At 72.6% G+C, this 16,192-nt stretch carries 16 protein-coding genes; 13 read left to right on the top strand and 3 right to left on the bottom strand.

The genetic code is table 11. The annotated features are described in order from the left end of the window. Positions 1 to 197 precede the first annotated feature (197 nt). Together ACN27B_RS12720 and ACN27B_RS12725 are read left to right on the top strand one after the other, a co-directional pair. Positions 198 to 1,232: a PHB depolymerase family esterase gene (locus ACN27B_RS12720; protein ID WP_099164794.1), complete on the top strand. Its 1,035-nt coding sequence runs from the start codon at positions 198 to 200 to the stop codon at positions 1,230 to 1,232. Between the two features lie 67 nt (positions 1,233 to 1,299). After that, positions 1,300 to 1,518: a hypothetical protein gene (locus tag ACN27B_RS12725; RefSeq protein ID WP_091584256.1), complete on the top strand. Its 219-nt coding sequence runs from the start codon at positions 1,300 to 1,302 to the stop codon at positions 1,516 to 1,518. 14 nt (positions 1,519 to 1,532) lie between these two features. Here the strand turns inward: ACN27B_RS12725 and ACN27B_RS12730 are convergent, their stop codons facing one another. Then, positions 1,533 to 2,243, bottom strand: a complete 711-nt coding sequence (locus ACN27B_RS12730) for a GAF and ANTAR domain-containing protein (RefSeq protein WP_396820766.1) — start codon at positions 2,241 to 2,243, stop codon at positions 1,533 to 1,535. 158 nt (positions 2,244 to 2,401) lie between these two features. Continuing rightward, positions 2,402 to 2,941: an STAS domain-containing protein gene (locus tag ACN27B_RS12735; protein WP_422745095.1), complete on the bottom strand. Its 540-nt coding sequence runs from the start codon at positions 2,939 to 2,941 to the stop codon at positions 2,402 to 2,404. 125 nt (positions 2,942 to 3,066) lie between these two features. Between ACN27B_RS12735 and ACN27B_RS12740 the strand changes: the two genes are divergently transcribed. From ACN27B_RS12740 to ACN27B_RS12790, 11 genes are all read left to right on the top strand, one after another. Then, entirely contained in the window at positions 3,067 to 3,768 is a 702-nt protein-coding gene (locus tag ACN27B_RS12740; protein ID WP_091583022.1) for an ANTAR domain-containing protein, read from the top strand. A gap of 121 nt (positions 3,769 to 3,889) precedes the next feature. Beyond that, positions 3,890 to 5,047, top strand: a complete 1,158-nt coding sequence (locus ACN27B_RS12745; protein ID WP_371682303.1) for an FUSC family protein — start codon at positions 3,890 to 3,892, stop codon at positions 5,045 to 5,047. A gap of 282 nt (positions 5,048 to 5,329) precedes the next feature. Continuing rightward, positions 5,330 to 5,731, top strand: coding sequence for a hypothetical protein (locus tag ACN27B_RS12750; protein WP_099162759.1), 402 nt, complete (start codon positions 5,330 to 5,332; stop codon positions 5,729 to 5,731). Beyond that, the gene (locus ACN27B_RS12755) at positions 5,721 to 6,272 is read left to right on the top strand and encodes a plasmid pRiA4b ORF-3 family protein (protein ID WP_253865983.1); all 552 of its coding nucleotides are present in this window, start codon (positions 5,721 to 5,723) and stop codon (positions 6,270 to 6,272) included. Before ACN27B_RS12750 ends, ACN27B_RS12755 begins: the two co-directional genes overlap by 11 nt. A gap of 216 nt (positions 6,273 to 6,488) precedes the next feature. Next, entirely contained in the window at positions 6,489 to 6,578 is a 90-nt protein-coding gene (kdpF, locus tag ACN27B_RS12760) for a K(+)-transporting ATPase subunit F (protein ID WP_036343797.1), read from the top strand. Then, entirely contained in the window at positions 6,578 to 8,233 is a 1,656-nt protein-coding gene (gene kdpA / locus ACN27B_RS12765; protein WP_099162757.1) for a potassium-transporting ATPase subunit KdpA, read from the top strand. Before kdpF ends, kdpA begins: the two co-directional genes overlap by 1 nt. A 20-nt stretch (positions 8,234 to 8,253) precedes the next feature. Beyond that, complete coding sequence (gene kdpB, locus ACN27B_RS12770; RefSeq protein ID WP_099162756.1) at positions 8,254 to 10,434, top strand: potassium-transporting ATPase subunit KdpB; 2,181 nt, start codon at positions 8,254 to 8,256, stop codon at positions 10,432 to 10,434. Beyond that, on the top strand, positions 10,434 to 11,315 hold the full coding sequence (locus tag ACN27B_RS12775; RefSeq protein WP_422745101.1) for a potassium-transporting ATPase subunit C: 882 nt from the start codon (positions 10,434 to 10,436) through the stop codon (positions 11,313 to 11,315). The genes kdpB and ACN27B_RS12775 overlap by 1 nt, the downstream gene beginning before the upstream one ends. 84 nt (positions 11,316 to 11,399) lie before the next feature. Next, on the top strand, positions 11,400 to 13,946 hold the full coding sequence (locus tag ACN27B_RS12780; protein WP_422745103.1) for a DUF4118 domain-containing protein: 2,547 nt from the start codon (positions 11,400 to 11,402) through the stop codon (positions 13,944 to 13,946). Next, complete coding sequence (locus tag ACN27B_RS12785; RefSeq protein WP_396820759.1) at positions 13,943 to 14,623, top strand: response regulator; 681 nt, start codon at positions 13,943 to 13,945, stop codon at positions 14,621 to 14,623. Before ACN27B_RS12780 ends, ACN27B_RS12785 begins: the two co-directional genes overlap by 4 nt. A gap of 58 nt (positions 14,624 to 14,681) precedes the next feature. Then, a complete protein-coding gene (locus ACN27B_RS12790) occupies positions 14,682 to 15,788 on the top strand; it encodes a magnesium and cobalt transport protein CorA (RefSeq protein WP_091583000.1) in 1,107 nt (368 codons plus the stop codon). Here the strand turns inward: ACN27B_RS12790 and ACN27B_RS12795 are convergent. Next, positions 15,766 to 16,101, bottom strand: coding sequence for a hypothetical protein (locus ACN27B_RS12795; RefSeq protein ID WP_157779139.1), 336 nt, complete (start codon positions 16,099 to 16,101; stop codon positions 15,766 to 15,768). The two genes, ACN27B_RS12790 and ACN27B_RS12795, sit on opposite strands and share 23 nt — an antisense overlap. Positions 16,102 to 16,192: the final 91 nt, after the last annotated feature.

Here is a 16,192-nt window from a genome sequence, read left to right on the forward strand (position 1 = left end):
CCCTCTTCACGGTCTCGGAGTGACGTCGTCCGGGACGCTAGCCCGCGCGGCGGCGACGATCCAGGAGTTTTCGGGGTGGTCGGCCCACACCGCCGCCTCGGGCGAGGTGTCGACGGTGCGGATATCTGCTGTGGTCAATGTCACGCTACGGTGCCGGCACGCCGGTCGTCCCACCGGCACTCCGACGGGAGAACACCATGAAGACACCGTGGAAGGCCGTCACCACCCTCGCCGCCGCACTCCTGCTCGTCCTGCCCGGCGGCGTCGCCGCCCGGGCCGCGACCACCCCCTGGACCAAGACGCCGGTCGCCGGTTCGCTGCGCTCGTACCCGGTCTCGGCCGTCTACGTCGCCGGGGTCTCCTCCGGCGGCTACATGGCCACCCAGCTCCAGGTCGCCTACTCGGCCCGCGTCCGGGGCGCGGCGATCTTCGCGGCCGGGCCCTACTACTGCGCGCAGAACACCATCCCGCAGGCGCTCTACGGCTGCGGCGACAACCTCTACCCGACGTACGTGGGCAACCTGGAGACGTACACCCGCGCCTGGGCCGGGTACGGCTGGATCGACGGCACCGGCAACCTCTCCGGCCAGCCGGTGTACGTCTACCACGGCAACAACGACGCCACCGTGAAGAAATCGGTCACCGACGACCTGGTCCGGTACTACCAGGACTTCGGCGCCAGCGTCCGCTACGACTCCGGCAGCGCCGCCGGGCACTCCTGGGTCACGCCCTACGGCACGGTCGGCTGCACCGCCACCGCCTCGCCGTACCTCGCCGACTGCGGCACCGACCCGCAGGGCGCCTTCCTCGGCAAGCTGCTCGGCTCGGTCGCCGCGCCGAACACCGGCCCGCTCGGCGGCACCCTTATCCGCTTCGGCCAGGACAGCTTCGCGGTCAACGGCTGGGCCAACGGCCTGAGCATGGACGGCAACGGCTTCGCGTACGTGCCCAGCTCCTGCGCCGCCGGCACCACCTGCCGACTGCTGGTCGCCCTGCACGGCTGCGCCCAGGGGTACGCCAAGGTCGGCACCGCGTTCGTCGACCGGGCCAACCTCAACCAGTACGCCGACACCAACCGGCTGATCGTGCTCTACCCCCAGGCGACCGCCACCCCGGTCAACCCGAACGGCTGCTGGGACTGGTGGGGATACCTCGGCGCCACGAACTACCCGATCAAGGGCGGTGCCCAGGTCGAGACCATCATGAACATGGTCCGACGGCTGGACGGCTGACCCCGGCGAGGTCCGGCCCGCGGATCTGGTGTGGGCCGGACCATACCGGCTGCGGTACGGTCACGTCATGGTGGTGGAGGAACACTGGTGGAACGGCGTCAGCAACCCGCGTGGTCGGCGCGACGTCTACATCCGCACCGACGGGAGCCAGTGGCAGGTGCAGGCGCAGATCGGCGGCGCCGCCGGCCGGTCCAAGATCCAGCAGTGCCCGAGCCGGGGCTCGGCGAGCATCCTCGCCGGGGCGTGGCGGGCGAGCGGCTCCGGCTGGCGCGCGATGCCGCGCTGACCGGCCACCGCCGCTCAGTCGCGACCGCCGTGCACCGCCCGGTCGACGAGTGACTCGGCGACCTCCCGCAGCTTCCGGTTGGAGTCCTGCGACACCCGGGCCAGGATGGCGAACGCCTCCTCGGCCGAGCACCGGCGCCGACCCATGATGATGCCCTTGGCCTGCTCGATCACGGCCCGGCTCTGCATCGCCTCCTGCATCTGCTGCGCCAGCGTGGCGGTGCTCTCGTAGAGGTGGACGTTGGCCAGCGCGATGGCGGCGTACCCGGCGAGCGTCTGCGCGAGGTCGACCTGCTCGTCGAAGACCCGCGGGGCCGCGCCGTAGATGTTGAGCGCCCCGACCATGGCCTCCTGGATGGGCAGGCCGATCGAGAGGGAACTCGCGGCGCCCGCCCGGTGGGCCCGGACCGCCCACTCCGGCCACCGGCTCTCCGCCGCCATGTCCGGCACCAGCATCGCGGCGCCGGTGGTCGCGGCGTCCAGGCATGGGCCCCGGCCCTGCTCGTACTGCCACTCGTCCAGCGTCAGGGCCAGCTCGCCGGTGTGCGCGGCGGTGTACGCCGTCGCGCCCTGGACCAGCGTGACCGAGACCTCGGCCGTGCCCGGGATCGCGTCCTTGGCGACCTGGGCGATGATCGACAACACCACGTCGACGTCGACCTCGTCGTACTTGATCCGTCCGAGTCTGATCAAGGCTGCGGCGAGGTCGGGGTGGGCCTGCGGCATGAGCTGTGACGTCCTTGTGGGAAGCGACGCCGTCGCCCCTGAACCGGGGGACGGCTGGTGGCGGGACGGCCCGCGACAACGGACCGTCGTCCCGATCCGGGAAGGATCGGGGCCGGCGCCGCTTCTTGACGCTCGTTCGTGACGCCCCGCTCGGGACGTCAGCTACCGGACAACTCTACGACCCCCGCTCCGCCGGGGGCGACCGGACGTGCCGGCCGGTGGTCGACCCCGTCCGGCGGGAGACGGGTGACGATCTCGAAGCCGGGAAGCGTGCCGGTGACGTCGAGCACGCGGCGCACCGCCCGCGAGGGACGGCACAGCACCAGCCGCCCGCCCCGCTCGCGCAGCAGCCGTCGGGCCCGCACCAGCGCCTCGGTGCCGTGCGCGCCGAAGAACGTGACCTCCGCGAGGTGGACCACCACCAACGGCGCCCGCACCCCGGCGACGTTCTCCAGCAGTTCGGCCAGCAGGTGCGCGTTGCTGAGGTCGACCTCGCCGGCGACCGAGACCGTGGTCACGTCCCCGTGGACCTCGCAGCTCAACCACATGATCGGCTCGTCCGGTCGCCACGATCCGGACGCGGTGGGAACGTGATGACGGCCGAAAACCGGCAAATCCTCCAACATGGCACCTCCCACACGACGAACTCGCGCGACGCTCCCGGCCGTGATGCGGCCGTGAGCGGGTGGAGGGCACATGTCTTGACCCGGTCTCCGACGTTACGTCGGTCCGCGCGGCTTCGCACGCCCGGGTTCCCGTGCCGGCGTCCGGCCCGGCGGGTAGCTTGGCGGTGACAGCCGTCCCCGCATCGACAAGGATCGCCATGGCAGCCCCGAGCACGGACCCCGGCGAGGCGCTCGCCGAGCTGAGCCGGATCAGGTTGGACGAGGTGAGCCTGGAGGACGTCCTGCGGCGGGTTGCCGAGCTGGCCAACCAGACCGTCCCGGGCAGCGCCCACGTCACCGTGACGCTGGCCCAGGGCGGCCGGAACTCCAGCGCCGCCTGCACCAGCGACCTGGCCCGGCAACTCGACGAGTGGCAGTACCGGAACGAGCGGGGACCCTGCCTGGACGCCGCCGCCAGCGCGGCCAGCATCTCGCTGCCCGACCTGGCCGTGGAGGAGCGCTGGCCGGAGTGGGCCGCACACGCCCGGGCGGCGGGCATCGGCAGCTCGCTGTCGGTCGGGCTGCCGATCCAGGAGGCGGTCACCGGTGCGCTCAACATGTACGGTGTGGCCCCGCACGCCTTCGACAGCGTGGCCGTCCGCAGCGCCGAGAACTTCGCCGCGTACGCCGCCGTCGCGCTGGCCAACGCCCACCTCTACGACAGCGCCGCCACGCTGGCCCGGCAGATGCAGGAGGCGATGCGCAGCCGGGCGGTGATCGAGCAGGCCAAGGGCATCATCATGGGCGAACGGCGCTGCTCGGCGGACGAGGCGTTCGCGCTGCTGTCGAAGCTGTCCCAGGACGCCAACCGCAAGGTGCGCGAGGTCGCCGAGGCGCTGGTCGCGAACGCCGGCCGCTGAGTGCCCGCTGCGCCCTCCCGGCGTGCCGCAGGATTGCTCCGCCGGGGAGCGGGTACGCGCGGCCGTGGCCGGTGCGGGAGGACGCGGGGGCAGTGGACGGGCCGCCGGTGACCGGCCGCTCATCCGCCGGCTGCGGTCCGCGCCGGCGCTGCTGGTCGACCGCTTCCGCCGGGTCCGGGCGGGCGCGGGGCTGGCCGCGCAGGCCGGGCTCGCGGCCGGCCTCTCCTGGTGGGTCGCGGACTCGTTGCTGGACATCACGCAACCCGTGTTCGCCCCGATCTCAGCGGTGGTGGCGCTCGCCGCCTCGGTCGGCCAGCGGGTGCGCCGTACCGTCGAACTGATCATCGGTGTGGCGGTCGGCATCCTGATCGGGAACCTGCTGATCAGCGTGGTCGGGGTCGGCGCCTGGCAGCTCGGTCTGATCGTCGCGCTGGCCGTGGTGGTGGCGGCGTTCGTCGGACGCAGCCCGGCGCTGGTGGTCCAGGCCGGGGCGACGGCGGTGCTGATCGGCACGCTGACGCCGACGGTGCCGGACCTGGAGGCGCCCCGGGTGCTCGACGCGCTCATCGGTGGCGGAGCCACCCTCCTGGTGACCGCGGTGCTGCTGCCGCTCAATCCGTTGCGGATCATCAACCGGGCCGCCGGCCCCGCCCTGGACCTGCTCGCCGAGCAGCTGGACCGCACCGCCGACGCGCTGCGCGAGCGGGACGCGGAGGCGGCGCGCGCCGCCCGGGACCGGTTGCGGGACAACAAGAAGGAGATGGGCTCCTTCGGCGAGGCGGCGCAGGGCGCACGGGAGGCCGCCACGCTCTCGCCGGTCTACTGGACCGCCCGGGAGGGGCCGCTCGGCCGGTACGCCAAGGCGGTCGAGCCGGTGGACCGGGCGATGCGCAACAGCGGCACGCTGATCCGGCGGGCGGTCACGTTGATCGCGGACGGCGAGCGGGTGCCGGAGCCCATGCCGGACGCGGTGTCCGCGCTGGCCGACGCGGCCCGCACGCTGCGCAAGGAATTCGCCCGGGGCACGCCGGAGCCGACCCGGTGCCGGGAGTCCGCGTTGCGGGCGGTCGCCGAGGCCGGTCGCGCCTACCGCGCCGGCGTCGACTTCTCCGGGGCGGTGGTGGTCGCCCAGGTGCGGACGGCGGCCAGTGATCTCCTGGTCGCCACCGACGTCGACCAGGAGGAGGCGAACCGCCTGGTCCGTTCGGCGTTCGGCCCGCTCGACCCGCCCGGATCCGGCGTTCCCCGTAGATCCGAGGCAAAGCGTCCCGGCGGGTGAGGGGCAGCCCACAGGTCGGCCGTCCCGCTACGGGATGTGCACGAATCATCGGGCAATTGAGGGTTGTTCACGGCCGTCCCCGCCTCGTCAAGGCGGCGTCAAAATCCGTCGACCGCGCGTAGCGGATGCGTCAAAGCCATCGACGCCGGGCGGCCGCCCCGGCTGGTATGGCGGGGAGGGCGGGCTGCGGGCCCGCGGTCCTGTCGCCGGAGGCGTGCTGTGGCTGTCGTACGAGATCAGGAAGTTCGGCCGGCGGGGGAACCCACCCCGACCGGGATCAGAGTGGCGGGCGGCGCGGCGCTCGTGGTCGGCGCGGCGCTGGTGGCGGCGGCGGTCTTCGCGCCGGGTGAGCTGCCCGGCCGGGTCCTGCTGATCGCCGGCGTCGTCGGCGGGTACGCCGCGGTGGTGGCCGACCTGCGTGCGGTCGCCGCGGTGACCGCACTGGGCGCGGCGACGTTCGTCGGTTTCCTGGCGAACCGCTACGGCGAGCTGACCGGCGCCGGTGACGCCTGGTCCCACGCGGTGCTCATCGGGTTCGCTGCGGTGCTGGGCACCGGCTACCGGTACGTCCGCTCGATCAACCTCGACCACGACGACGTTCCCGGACCGCCGCTGCGTCGGGTAGCGGGCCCGGTCGCCGTGGTCGCACCGCCGGACCGCTCCGAGGATCGCCGTGCGGCCTGAACCGCAGGGCGTGTTGTCGATCGAGGTGGAGCTGGTGACGGGGCGGGGCCGCCGATGGTGGCCGCGCCCCGGCTGCGTCGTCAGCGCCGGTGAAGAGCACACGTTCGCGCAGTTGGCCGAGGCCGTCGACCGCGCCTTCGGGCGTCGGGACCTCGACCACCTGCGCATGGTCGTGCTGCCCGGCGGTGTCGAGGTCAGCTGGTCGGCCTGGCGGGACGGCCCGGCGTTCCCCGGCACCCGGGACGGCCGGCGCACCCGCCTCGGCCTGCTGACGCCGGGGAACCCCTTCGCCTACGTATTCGACCTCGGGGCCGACTGGACCCACCTCTGCACGGTCCGCCGGGATCCCGCCGTTTGTCCGCCGGCGCTGCCGACCCTGCGGAACGGCTGGGGCAGCGCGCCCGCGCAGTACTCCCCGGAGGCGGTGCACGACGATCCCGCCTCCCGCCCGTCCGGCCTGCCACCGCTGCTTCCTTCCTGGCGTCAGGCCGCCCGCCTGGACTCTTGTGACCCCGTTCACCCGTCCGGTGGCTCGGTGTGAAAAGGGCGTCAAGAAAGCGCGGGCGGACGTGATGGTCGCGTTATAGCCCCTGTCCATTCGAGGGGGCGGGCGTTTTGATTGCCCGGCGCGACCGGGAGGCGGTCGCGAGGACATTTTCCGCTAGGAGAGGTCAGCCGTGTCTGACGTGCTGTTCGTGTTGCTGACGGTGGGGCTGTTCGCGGCTCTCGCCCTCGTGGTGAGGGGTGTGGAGAAGCTGTGAGCGCCGTCAACGCCGTCGGCCTGGTGCTGGCGATCGGACTGGGTGTGTTCCTGGTCGTCGCCCTGCTGTTCCCGGAGCGCTTCTGATGAGCATGACAACAGCCGGGGTGCTCTTCGTGCTCTCGCTGGTGGTGGCGCTGGTCGCCGTCTACCGGCCGTTCGGCGACCACATGTACCGGGTGGTTTCCGGCACCCGGTCCGCCCGGGTCGAGCGAGGCATCTACCGCCTGGTCGGGGTCAACCCGGCCGCCGAGCAGACCTGGGGCGTGTACGCCCGCAGCGTGCTGGCCTTCTCGGCCGTCTCGATCCTGTTCCTGTACGCGTTCCAGCGGCTGCAGAACCACCTCTGGCTCTCGCTGGGCCTCGACCCGGTGATCACCCACGGCGCCTGGAACACCGCGGTGTCGTTCGTGACCAACACCAACTGGCAGTGGTACTCGGGTGAGTCGACCATGGGTCACCTGGTGCAGATGGCCGGCCTGGCGGTGCAGAACTTCGTCTCCGCCGCGGTGGGCATCGCCGTCGCGGTGGCGCTGGTCCGGGGCTTCGCCCGCAGTCGCACCGGCGAGCTGGGCAACTTCTGGGTCGACCTGACCCGGATCACGCTGCGGATCCTGCTGCCGATCGCGGTGCTCGGCGCGCTCGCCCTGATGATCGGCGGCGCGGTGCAGAACCTCTCCGGCGGCACCGACGTGACCACGCTGACCGGCGGCACCCAGACGGTCACCGGCGGGCCGGTGGCCAGCCAGGAGGTCATCAAGGAGCTGGGCACCAACGGCGGTGGCTTCTACAACGTCAACAGCGCCCACCCGTTCGAGAACCCGACCACCTGGACGAACTGGATCGAGATCTTCCTGATCCTGCTGATCCCGTTCAGCCTGCCCCGGGTCTTCGGCCGGATGGTCGGGCAGAACCGGCAGGGTTACGCGATCGCCGCGGTGATGGCGATCCTCGCGCTGGCCAGCATCACCCTGACCAACGTGTTCGAGCTGACCGGCCACGGCACGGTGCCGCAGGCGGTCGGCGCGGCCCTCGAAGGCAAGGAGGTGCGGTTCGACGTGTCGAACTCGGCCACCTTCGCCGCCGCCACCACACTCACCTCGACCGGCGCGGTCAACTCGTTCCACGACTCGTACACCGCGCTGGGCGGGATGATGACGCTGGGCAACATGATGCTCGGCGAGGTCGCCCCCGGCGGTGTCGGCGCCGGCCTGTACGGGCTGCTGATCCTCGCGGTGATCACGGTGTTCGTCGCCGGCCTCATGGTCGGCCGCACGCCGGAGTACCTGGGCAAGAAGATCGGCTCCCGCGAGATCAAGTTCGCCTCGATGTACTTCCTGATCACCCCGGCGCTGGTGCTCACCGGGACCGCCGCCGCGTTCGCCACCGGCAACAACTCGACCGCGCTCAACGTCGGCCCGCACGGGCTCTCCGAGGTGCTCTACGCGTTCACGTCGGCGAGCAACAACAACGGCTCGGCATTCGCCGGCATCACCGTGAGCACGCCGTGGTGGAACACCGCGCTGGGCCTGTGCATGCTGCTCGGCCGGTTCCTGCCGATCATCTTCGCGCTGGCGCTCGCCGGTTCGCTGGCCCGCCAGCAGCCCACGCCCGCGTCCGAGGGCACCCTGCCGACCCACAAGCCGCTCTTCGTCGGCATGGTCGTCGGCGTCACGGTGATCCTCGTCGCGCTCACCTTCCTGCCCGCGCTCGCGCTCGGCCCGCTGGCCGAAGGGCTGTGACCACCATGAGAGACAAGGACATGACGGCACCTTCCGACACCGCCGACGCGCCGACCCCCGGCACGCCGGCCACCCAGGGCGACCGGGTCGGTGGTGGCCTGCTCGACCCGAGGCAGCTGTTCCGCTCGCTGCCGGACGCGCTGCGCAAGCTCGACCCGCGGACCCTGTGGCGCAACCCGGTGATGCTGATCGTCGAGATCGGCGCGCTGTTCACCACCGTCCTCGCGATCGCCGATCCCTCGGTGTTCGCCTGGGCCATCACGATCTGGCTCTGGCTGACCGTGGTCTTCGCCAACCTGGCCGAGGCGGTCGCCGAGGGCCGGGGCAAGGCCCAGGCTGACACGCTGCGGCGAGCCAAGCAGGACACCATCGCCACCCGCCTGCTCGGGTGGTCCCCGGGCGCGGCGGCCAACGGCTACCGCGACGAGGCGGTGCCCGCACCGCAGCTCAAGCAGGGCGACATCGTCCTGGTCGAGGCCGGACAGATCATCCCGGGCGACGGCGACGTCGTCGAGGGCATCGCCAGCGTCGACGAGTCGGCGATCACCGGCGAGTCCGCTCCGGTGATCCGGGAGTCCGGCGGCGACCGCAGCGCGGTCACCGGCGGCACCCGGGTGCTCTCCGACCGGATCGTCGTGAAGATCACCCAGAAGCCGGGGGAGAGCTTCATCGACCGGATGATCGCCCTCGTCGAGGGCGCCAACCGGCAGAAGACCCCGAACGAGATCGCGCTCAACATCCTGCTGGCCGCGCTGACGATCATCTTCCTGCTCGCGGTCGTCACGCTCCAGCCGCTGGCGATCTTCGCCAAGGGTTACCAGGCCGCCGCGCCGGACACCCAGGCGATCACCGACTCCGGTGTCACCGGCATCGTGCTGGTCTCGCTGCTGGTCTGCCTCATCCCGACCACCATCGGCGCGCTGCTGTCCGCCATCGGTATCGCCGGCATGGACCGCCTCGTCCAGCGCAACGTGCTCGCCATGAGCGGGCGGGCGGTCGAGGCGGCCGGCGACGTCAACACGCTGCTGCTGGACAAGACCGGCACGATCACCCTGGGCAACCGGCAGGCCGCCGAGTTCCTGCCGGTGGCCGGCGTGGACGCGGCCACGGTCGCCGATGCGGCGCAGCTGTCCAGCCTGGCCGACGAGACCCCCGAGGGGCGCTCGGTGGTGGTGCTGGCCAAGAACGAGTTCGGGCTGCGTGAGCGCGAGCCCGGCCTGATTCCGCACGCCACCTTCGTGCCGTTCACCGCGCAGACCCGGATGAGCGGCGTCGACCTGGCCGGTGACGGCGGCGTCGGCGACCGGCAGATCCGCAAGGGCGCCGCCGCCGCGGTGATGAAGTGGGTACGCGAGAACGGGGGCCACCCGACCGAGCAGGTCGGTGAACTGGTCGACGCGATCAGCGGCACCGGCGGCACTCCGCTCGTGGTCGCCGAGCACACCGCCGGCGAACCGGCCCGGGCGCTGGGCGTCATCCACCTCAAGGACGTCGTCAAGGCCGGCATGCGGGAGCGCTTCGACGAGATGCGCCGGATGGGCATCCGGACCGTGATGATCACCGGTGACAACCCACGGACCGCGAAGGCGATCGCCGACGAGGCCGGCGTGGACGACTTCCTCGCCGAGGCCACGCCGGAGGACAAGCTCGCCCTGATCAAGAAGGAGCAGGAGGGTGGCCGGCTGGTCGCCATGACCGGTGACGGCACCAACGACGCGCCGGCGCTGGCCCAGGCGGACGTCGGCGTCGCGATGAACACCGGCACGTCGGCCGCGAAGGAGGCCGGCAACATGGTCGACCTCGACTCCGACCCGACCAAGCTGATCGAGATCGTGGAGATCGGCAAGCAGTTGCTGATCACCCGGGGCGCGCTGACGACGTTCAGCATCGCCAACGACATCGCGAAGTACTTCGCGATCATCCCGGCCATGTTCGCCGGCATCTACCCCGCGCTGGACACGCTGAACGTGATGCGGCTGGCCAGCCCGGCGTCGGCGATCCTCTCCGCGGTCATCTTCAACGCGATCGTCATCGTCGCGCTGATCCCGCTGGCCCTGCGGGGCGTCCGCTACCGCCCGGCCAGCGCCTCCAAGCTGCTCAGCCGCAACCTGCTGCTCTACGGCCTCGGCGGCATCGTGGTGCCGTTCGTCGGCATCAAGCTCATCGACCTGCTCGTCCAGTTCATTCCGGGGATCTCGTGATGCGCCTTCCCAGTTGGCTCTCCCAGCACCTGGCCGCCCTGCGCGCCGTGCTCGTCTTCACCGTGCTGCTCGGTCTGGTCTACCCGCTCGCCCTGGTCGCCGTCGGTCGGATCCCCGGCCTCGACGGCAAGGCGGACGGGTCCCTGATCGAGGTCGGCGGCAGGACCGTCGGCAGCTCGCTGATCGGTCAGTCGTTCACCGACGCGGACGGCAACCCCGTGCCGCGCTACTTCCAGTCCCGCCCGTCCGCCGCCGGCGACGGCTACGACCCGACCTCCACCTCGGCCAGCAACCTCGGCCCGGAGAGCGTGGTGGACACGCTGGCCGCCGACCCCGCGGACTCCACTCCGAGCCTGCTCACCCAGGTCTGCGCGCGCAGCAAGGCGGTCGGCGAGCGGGACGGCGTGGACGGTCGTCGCCCGTACTGCACGCCGGACGGGGTGGGCGCGGTGCTGGCCGTGTTCCGCGCCGACGGCCTGACCGGCAGGATCATCCGCGTGGTCAGCGTCAACCAGGTCGCGCCGGCGACGCCGTTCGTGTCGACCTGGCAGGGCGTACCGGTCGAGCTGGCCCGGCCCGGTCAGGACTACGTGGCCGAGGGCGGGGTGGTCACCCCGGTCCGGGGGGACGCCCCGGCGGAGCCGGCCGTGCCGGCCGACGCGGTCACCGCCAGCGGCAGCGGCCTCGACCCGCACATCTCCCCGGCGTACGCGGAGATCCAGGTGGCTCGGGTGGCGCGTGAGCGTGGCGCGGACCCGGCGGCGATCCGCCGGCTGGTCGAGGAGCACACCACCGGCCGGTCGCTCGGCTTCATGGGCGAGCCCGGCGTGAACGTGCTGGAACTCAACCTCGCGCTGGACGAGAAGTACCCGGCGCGCTGACGCCGGCAGCTGTTAAGAAGGGGCCCCGCCTCTACCGAAGGCGTTAAGCGGGGCCCCTTCCTTTCACTCAGGGAGGATGGGGGCGTGGGCAGAGGCGAGCTGCGGATCTACCTGGGCGCGGCCCCCGGCGTCGGCAAGACCTACGCCATGCTCGAGGAGGCCCAGCGCCGGGCCGAACGCGGCACCGACGTGGTGGTCGGCCTGGTCGAGACGCACGGCCGGCCGCACACCGCGGCGATGGTCGGCGACCTGGAGGTGGTGCCGCGCCGGGCGATGACCTACCGCGGCGTGGACTTCACCGAGATGGACCTCGACGCGGTGCTGGCCCGCCGTCCCGAGGTGGTGGTGGTCGACGAGTTGGCGCACACCAACGTGCCCGGCTCCCGCCACGACAAGCGCTGGCAGGACGTCCAGGAGCTGTTGGACGCCGGGATCAGCGTGCTCTCCACGGTCAACGTCCAGCACCTGGAGTCGCTCACCGACGTCGTCGCGCAGATCACCGGCACCACCCAGCGGGAGACCGTGCCGGACCAGGTGGTCCGCGCCGCGGAGCAGGTCGAGCTGGTGGACATGACGCCGGAGGCGCTGCGCCGCCGGATGGCGCACGGCAACATCTACCGGCCCGACAAGATCGACGCCGCGTTGGGCAACTACTTCCGGGTCGGCAACCTCACCGCGCTGCGCGAACTGGCGCTGCTCTGGCTGGCCGACAAGGTCGACGAACAGCTCGACGCGTACCGCGCCCAGCAGGGCATCTCCGACACCTGGGAGGCGCGGGAGCGGGTGGTCGTCGCGCTGACCGGCGGCCCCGAGGGCGACACGCTGATCCGCCGGGCCGCCCGGATCGCCGCCCGCAGCAAGGGTGCCGACCTGCTCGCCGTGCACGTGGCCCGCAGCGACGGGTTGGCCGACGCGGACCCGGTCCAACTGGCCCGGCAGCGGGTGCTGGTGGAGAGCCTCGGCGGCACCTACCACCAGGTGCTCGGCACCGACATCCCGGCCGCGCTGCTCGACTTCGCCCGCGGGGTCAACGCCACCCAGCTCGTCCTCGGCGCGAGCCGGCGGGGCCGGTTCGCGCAGGTCCTCTCCCGGGGCGTCGGCGTGACCACCACCGCGCTCTCCGGGGCCATCGACGTGCACCTGGTCACCCACCCCGAGGCGGGGCGCGGGCGGCGCGGGGCCGGGGTGCCCGCCGCGCTGTCCCGCCGTCGCCGGCTGCTCGGGTACGCGCTGGCCGTGCTCGGCATGCCGCTGCTCACGCTGCTGCTGGAAGCACTGCCCGACCTCACCCTGACCAACGACATCCTGCTCTTCCTGGCCGGCGTGGTCGGGGTGGCGCTGGTCGGCGGGCTCTGGCCGGCGCTGGTCGCCGCGCTCGGCGGATCGCTGCTGCTGAACTGGTTCTTCACCCCGCCGTACCGCACGCTGACCATCGCCGAGGCGGACAACCTGCTCGCGCTCGGCGTGTTCGTCGGCGTCGCCGTCGCGGTGAGCTGGGTGGTGGACGTGGCGGCCCGGCGTACCCGGGAAGCGGCCCGCGCCTCGGCCGACGCGCAGACGCTGGCCACCGTCGCCGGCAGCGTGCTGCGCGGCGAGCGGCCGCTGCCCGCCCTGCTGGACCGGCTCCGGGAGACGTTCGGGCTGCGCGCGGTGAGCGTGCTGGAGCTGACCGCCGAGGCGGAGGGACGACCCGCCCGGTCCCGGGCGGAGGGCGCCTGGCGGGTGGTGGCCGGCGTCGGCGACGCCCCGCCGGGCAGCCCGAGCGCCGGGGAGACCGTGGTGCCGGTGGACGACCGGCTCAGCGTGGTGCTCGCCGGCCGGCGGCTGGAGGCGGCCGACCGCCGGGTGGTCGAGGCGTTCGCCGCCCAGGCCGCGCTCGCGCTGCGCCAGGAACGCCTCGCCGAGGAGGCGGCCACCGCCCGCCCGCTGGCCGCCGCCGACCGGATGCGGACCGCGCTGCTCGCCGCGGTCAGCCACGACCTGCGCACGCCGCTGGCGTCGGCCAAGGCCGCGGTGAGCAGCCTGCGCAGCCACGACGTGGAGTTCGACGCCGACGACCGGGAGGAGCTGCTGGCCACCGCCGACGAGTCGCTGGACCGGCTGGGCCGGCTGGTGGCGAACCTGCTCGACATGAGCCGGTTGCAGGCCGGCGCGCTGGGCGTCACCGCCACCGCGGTCGGGCTGGAGGACGTCGTACCCCGGGCCCTGGACGAGCTGGGCGCGGCGGCGGCCGAGGTGACCACGGACATCGCGCCGGACCTGCCGGCGGCGCTGGCCGACCCCGGCCTGCTGGAACGGGTGCTGGTCAACATCGTGGCCAACGCGCTGCGGCACAGCCCGCCGGGGCAACCGCCGACGATCACCGGCAGCGCGCACGCCGGTCAGGTCGAGCTGCGGGTGATCGACACCGGGCCGGGCATCCCCGAGGACCAGTGGGAGCACGTGTTCCTGCCGTTCCAGCGCCTCGGCGACCGGGACAACCAGACCGGGGTGGGGCTGGGCCTGGCCCTGTCCCGTGGTCTCGCCGAGGCGATGGGTGGCAGCATCACCCCGGAGACCACGCCGGGCGGCGGTCTCACCATGGTGCTGCGGCTGCCGGCCGCCACCGAGCCGGAGGGGCCGCAGGAATGACCCGCATCCTGGTCGTCGACGACGAGCCGCAGATCCTGCGCGCCCTGCGGATCAACCTGCGCGCCCGGGGTTACGACGTCGAGGTGGCCGACACCGGCGCCGCCGCGCTGAAGGCCGCCGCCGCCCACCCGCCGGACCTGGTGGTGCTCGACCTCGGCCTGCCCGACCTGGACGGCACCGAGGTGATCCGGGGCCTGCGCGGCTGGACCGGGGTGCCGATCATCGTGCTCTCCGGCCGGGCCGGCAGCGAGGACAAGGTGGCGGCGCTCGACGCGGGCGCCGACGACTACGTCACCAAGCCGTTCGGGGTGGACGAGCTGCTCGCCCGGATCCGCGCGGTGACCCGGCGGCTCACCCCGGCCGCCCCGGCCGTGCCGGCGCTGCGGATCGGCCGCAACACCGTCGACCTGGCCGACCGGACCGTCACCCGGGACGACGGCGTCGAGGTCAAGCTCACCCCCACCCAGTGGGCGATGCTGGAGAAGCTGCTGCGCAACCCCGGCAAGCTGGTCAGCCAGCGGCAACTGCTGCACGACGTGTGGGGGCCGGAATACCAGCAGGAGACCAACTACCTCCGGCAGTACATGGCCCAGTTGCGCCGCAAGCTGGAGGACGACCCGGCCCGGCCCCGGCACCTGATCACCGAGCCGGGGATGGGCTACCGCTACCGGCCCTGACGTTTGCGCCGGCTTCGGCGGGGGACTCGGCGAGCCGGCCGAGCAGCGGGGGAGGGGCATGGCGGACAACCGGTCCTCGGAGGGGTTCGGCCGGCAACTGGACGAGCACGCCATCGACGCCGGCGCGGCCGAGCCGGAGCGGCCCGCCGGGCTGGTCGACAGCGGGGTCTACGTCGACGGGGTCCGGCGGGCGTCGCCGGTCAGCCTCGCCGACACGTTCCGCTGCCTCCAACAGCTCGACGCGGCGATGGCCTGGATCGGGCTGCGCCGGCCGAGCCGGGAGCAGGTCGCCTCGCTGGCCGCCGAGTTCCAGCTCCCCGAGCTGGCCGTCGAGGACGCCATCAACGCCCACCAGCGGCCGAAGCTGGAACGCTACGGCGACACCCTGTTCGTGGTGCTGCGCGCCGCCCGCTACCTGGACGCCCGGGAGGCGGTCGAGTTCGCCGAGCTGCACCTCTTCCTCGGGCCCGGCTTCGTGATCACCGTCCGGCACGGCGGCACGCCCGACCTCGTGGCCGTCCGCCGGCGGTTGGAGGCGGAGCCGGGCGTGCTGGCGCTCGGCCCCGAGGCGGTCCTCTACGCCGTGCTCGACCGGGTGGTCGACGGCTACGCGCCGGTGGTGGCCGGGCTGGAGAACGACATCGACGAGATCGAGACCGAGGTGTTCGGCGGCGACCCGAACGCCAGCCGCCGCATCTACGAGCTGAGCCGCGAGGTGATCCAGTTCCAGCGGGCGACCCGGCCGCTGCTGAAGGTCGTCGACGCGCTCACCCACGGCTTCGACCGCTACGGCACCGACGAGGAACTGCGCCGACGACTGCGCGACGTGGCCGACCACCTCACCCAGGTGGTGGAGCGGATCGACGGCTTCCGGCACCTGCTGCAGAACATCCTCACCGTCAACGCCACCCTGGTCTCGCAGGCGCAGAACGAGGAGATGCGCAGCCTGACCGCGGCCAGCTTCGAGCAGAACGAGGAGATCAAACGGGTCTCCGCCTGGGCGGCGATCCTGTTCGCGCCCACCCTGATCGGCACCGTCTACGGGATGAACTTCACCCACATGCCGGAACTGGGCTGGCGCTACGGCTATCTTTTCGCGGTCGTGCTGATGCTCGCCGTCTGCGGCGCGCTCTACCTGCTGTTCAAGCGTCGCGGCTGGCTGTGAGCGAGGCCGACAGGTCCAGTGGACGCAGCACACTGTGCACCTCCACCACCTCGGCGCCGGCCCGGCGACCCAGGTCGGCCACCGCCCGCTGCAGCAGCAGCCGGCTCGGTGCCGCGAACCGCACCATCGCGTCCAGGTCCGCCGCGATCCACCACGCCTGGACCGCGCACGGCTCGGCCCGCAGGAAGTCCAGCAGTCGGCTGCCGGGCGTGGAGACCCGCAGCCGTACGCAGACCAACGCCTCGTGCATCCGTACCTCCCGCGGCCCGTCCGGCGTAGCGGCGCGGATCTGGTCCGCCAGCCCTGATGTCATGCTCCGATGCTCCCGCGCGGTCGGGCCCGGCTCGCCGTCGTCGACGACGATTTCACAGCCGGAGGACTTTTCTTCACGTCGTCTAGACGTC

Origin of the sequence: Micromonospora sp. WMMD754 (genome assembly GCF_049315235.1) — a bacterium.
Taxonomy (GTDB): Bacteria; Actinomycetota; Actinomycetes; order Mycobacteriales; family Micromonosporaceae; genus Micromonospora; species Micromonospora sediminicola.

Bases quoted from the DNA above. Each gene is read 5' to 3' on its own strand.
- ACN27B_RS12775 (WP_422745101.1), top strand. From the start codon at position 10,434: ATGCGCCTTCCCAGTTGGCTCTCCCAGCACCTGGCCGCCCTGCGCGCC.
- kdpB (WP_099162756.1), top strand. From the start codon at position 8,254: ATGACGGCACCTTCCGACACCGCCGACGCGCCGACCCCCGGCACGCCG.
- ACN27B_RS12790 (WP_091583000.1), top strand. From the start codon at position 14,682: ATGGCGGACAACCGGTCCTCGGAGGGGTTCGGCCGGCAACTGGACGAG.
- ACN27B_RS12720 (WP_099164794.1), top strand. From the start codon at position 198: ATGAAGACACCGTGGAAGGCCGTCACCACCCTCGCCGCCGCACTCCTG.
- ACN27B_RS12725 (WP_091584256.1), top strand. From the start codon at position 1,300: ATGGTGGTGGAGGAACACTGGTGGAACGGCGTCAGCAACCCGCGTGGT.
- kdpA (WP_099162757.1), top strand. From the start codon at position 6,578: ATGAGCATGACAACAGCCGGGGTGCTCTTCGTGCTCTCGCTGGTGGTG.
- ACN27B_RS12730 (WP_396820766.1), bottom strand. From the start codon at position 2,243: ATGCCGCAGGCCCACCCCGACCTCGCCGCAGCCTTGATCAGACTCGGA.
- ACN27B_RS12795 (WP_157779139.1), bottom strand. From the start codon at position 16,101: ATGACATCAGGGCTGGCGGACCAGATCCGCGCCGCTACGCCGGACGGG.
- ACN27B_RS12740 (WP_091583022.1), top strand. From the start codon at position 3,067: ATGGCAGCCCCGAGCACGGACCCCGGCGAGGCGCTCGCCGAGCTGAGC.
- ACN27B_RS12785 (WP_396820759.1), top strand. From the start codon at position 13,943: ATGACCCGCATCCTGGTCGTCGACGACGAGCCGCAGATCCTGCGCGCC.
- ACN27B_RS12735 (WP_422745095.1), bottom strand. From the start codon at position 2,941: ATGTGCCCTCCACCCGCTCACGGCCGCATCACGGCCGGGAGCGTCGCG.